Annotated in this window: 3 protein-coding genes; all 3 read left to right on the plus strand. The window is 68.6% G+C overall.

Going from position 1 to position 2,746, the window contains the following annotated elements; all coding sequences use genetic code 11:
* Positions 1-1,058 (plus strand): metallophosphoesterase (locus QZ609_RS26115; RefSeq protein ID WP_295501301.1); only part of this gene is annotated, 1,058 nt, incomplete at its 5' end.
* Positions 1,055-2,383, plus strand: coding sequence for a cytochrome-c peroxidase (locus tag QZ609_RS26120; protein ID WP_295501305.1), 1,329 nt, complete (start codon positions 1,055-1,057; stop codon positions 2,381-2,383). The genes QZ609_RS26115 and QZ609_RS26120, both read left to right, overlap by 4 nt.
* Positions 2,384-2,474: 91 nt before the next feature.
* A partial coding sequence (locus tag QZ609_RS26125) for a DUF192 domain-containing protein (RefSeq protein WP_295501308.1) occupies positions 2,475-2,746 on the plus strand: 272 nt, incomplete at its 3' end.

Below are 2,746 nucleotides of genomic sequence, written 5' to 3' on the forward strand. Positions count from 1 at the left end.
TGCCGCTGCCCAAGGCCAACCCGCAGCGCGTGGTGATCCTGGCCGACACCGGCTGCCGCATGAAGAAGTCCAGCAACACCTTCCAGGCGTGCTCCGACGCGACGCAGTGGCCGTTCGCCACAGCCGCCGCCACGGCTGCGGCGATGAACCCCGATCTCGTCCTGCACGTGGGCGACTACCACTACCGCGAGAACACCTGCCCACCCGATGTGGCCGGCTGCCAGGGCAGCCCCTGGGGCTACGGCTGGGATACGTGGCAGGCCGACCTGTTCCAGCCCGCCGCCCCGCTGATGGCCGCTGCCCCATGGATGGTGGTACGCGGCAACCACGAGGAATGCGCGCGCGCCGGCCAAGGCTGGTTCCGCTTCATGGACCCACGCCCCTACTCGGCCGCCCGCTCGTGCGACACCCCGGCCAACGACACCGCCGCCAACGCGTCGGACCCGTACGCCGTGGCCATCGGCACCGACACACAGGTCATTGTTTTCGATTCCGCCAAGGTTGGTACGACGGCACTGGCCACCACTGACCCGTGGTTCCAGACCTACCAGAAGCAGTTCAGCACGGTCGGCTCGCTGGCCGCCAAGCCGGGCGTGATGTCGATCTTCACCAACCACCATCCGATCCTGGGCTTCGTGCCGATCGCGGGCGCTACGCCGCTGGGCGGCAACGCCGCGCTGCTGTCGGTCATGAACAGCCTGAACGCTACGGCCTACTACCCGCCGGGCGTGCAGGTCGCGCTGCACGGCCACGTGCATGACTTCCAGGCCATCAACTTCACCAGCAACCACCCGGCGACCATCGTTGCGGGCAACGCCGGCGATTCGCTCGACGTGGCCCTGCCCGATCCGTTCCCGGCCATCAGCCCCGCCTCGGGCGTGACGGTTGGCAGCATCTCGCACAACAACTCGTTCGGCTTCATGGTGATGGACCGCCAGCCGGCGCCCGCCAAGGGCTGGCTGTTCAAGGCCTACACCGTGGCCGGCAAGCTGCTGACCACCTGCACGCAGAGCGGCACCAGCCTGGTGTGCGACAAGACGGGCTTCGTGGCACCTTGAGGCGGCTGACTTCGACGCTGTTACTGGCCGCTGCGCTCCTCCCGGGCGCGGCGGTGGCTGAATCGATCGGCATGACGCCCAGGCTGGACGCCGTGCCGCCGCCGGCCGAAGCCACATCGTTCCGGCCCGACCCGAACCTCGTCGCCCTGGGCAAGCGGGTGTTCTTCGACCCGCGCCTGTCGGAGCCGCAAGGCACGTCATGCGCCGCGTGCCACGATCCAGGCCGTGCCTTCGCCCCGACACTCACCGGCGAGGCGCTGCGCATCGGCGTGCCGGCCGGCAGCCGGCCTGGACACGTGGCGGCACGCAACGCGCCGTCGCTGCTATACCTGCGCTACCTCCCGCATCGTTACCTCTTCCAGGACGACGACGCGAGCTTCCCGTCGCCGTTCGGCGGCTTCTTTGCCGACGGCCGCGCCGATTCCATCGCCGAGCAGATCCGTGGCCCGCTGTTCAGCCCCGACGAGATGAGCAACGCCTCGCCGCGCGCCCTGCAACGCAAGGTGGCCGGCACTGACCTCGGCCAAGCGTTGACGAAGCAATTCGGCGCCGATGCCGTGCGCGATCCGGAGCGCCTGATCGGCGTGCTCGGCCAAGCGCTGGAGGCGTACTTCAAGAGCGAGGAGATGGCGCCGTTCACCTCGCGCTTCGACGATTTCCTGCGCAAACGGGCTCCGCTCTCCCCCGCCGAGATGCGCGGCCTTGCCCTGTTCCGCAACCCGGACAAAGGCAACTGCGCGTCGTGCCACCTGATGGTGGAATCGTCCTCCCGCCCCGAGCGCTCGCTGTTCACGGATTTCGGCTACGACGCCATCGCCGTGCCACGCAACCCGCTCCTGCCGGCCAACCAGGACGCGCGCCACTTCGACGTCGGCCTGTGCCAGACCGCGCGCACGCTCAAGTGGCCCGAGCCCGACCAGTGGTGCGGCTACTTCCGCACCGCGGGCCTGCGCAACGTGGCGGTACGCCAGAGCTTCATGCACAACGGCGTGTTCCGCACCCTGCGCGACACGGTGGCCTTCTACGCCACGCGCTCGACCGACCCGGCGCAGTGGTACCCCGGCACAAAGGGAACACCCCAGCGCTTCAACGACGTGCCGCCCAAGTACCAGGGCAACATCAACGTGAACGCCGTGCCGATGAACCGCCGCCCGGGCACCCCGCCCGCGCTGACGGAGGATGAGATCGACGACATCGTCGCCTTCCTGCGCACGCTCACCGATGCGCGCTATGTGGCGTTGATGCCAGACCCGGCGGCCGACAAGGCGCGCTCGGTGCATGCACCCAAGCCTGCCGCCGAGCGGCGCACGGCAAACATGCCGTAACAACTTCGTCACCGAGGCTCCACAGCGCCGCATTGACGGCGCGGGGCCGAGTGCCGATCATGGAGCGTTTCGTTTTCCACCCGCTCGCGCCATGACCACCCTGTCTCGCCTCCTTGCCGCCCTGTCGCTCGCCGCTGCCGCTACGGGCGCGCTTGCCCAAACCTCGACCGCCCCGACCGCCCCGAATGCCGGCCTGCCGGTATCCAACCTGACCATCGGCATGTACAAGGTCCACGCCGAAGTGGCTGCCACCGAGCAAACGCGCGAGACCGGCCTGATGTTCCGCAAGACCATGCCCGACACCGCCGGCATGCTGTTCGTGTTCGATGAGAACGCGCGCCACTGCTTCTGGATGAAGAACAC

This window comes from uncultured Ralstonia sp. (genome assembly GCA_913056305.1).
Taxonomy (GTDB): domain Bacteria; phylum Pseudomonadota; class Gammaproteobacteria; order Burkholderiales; family Burkholderiaceae; genus Ralstonia.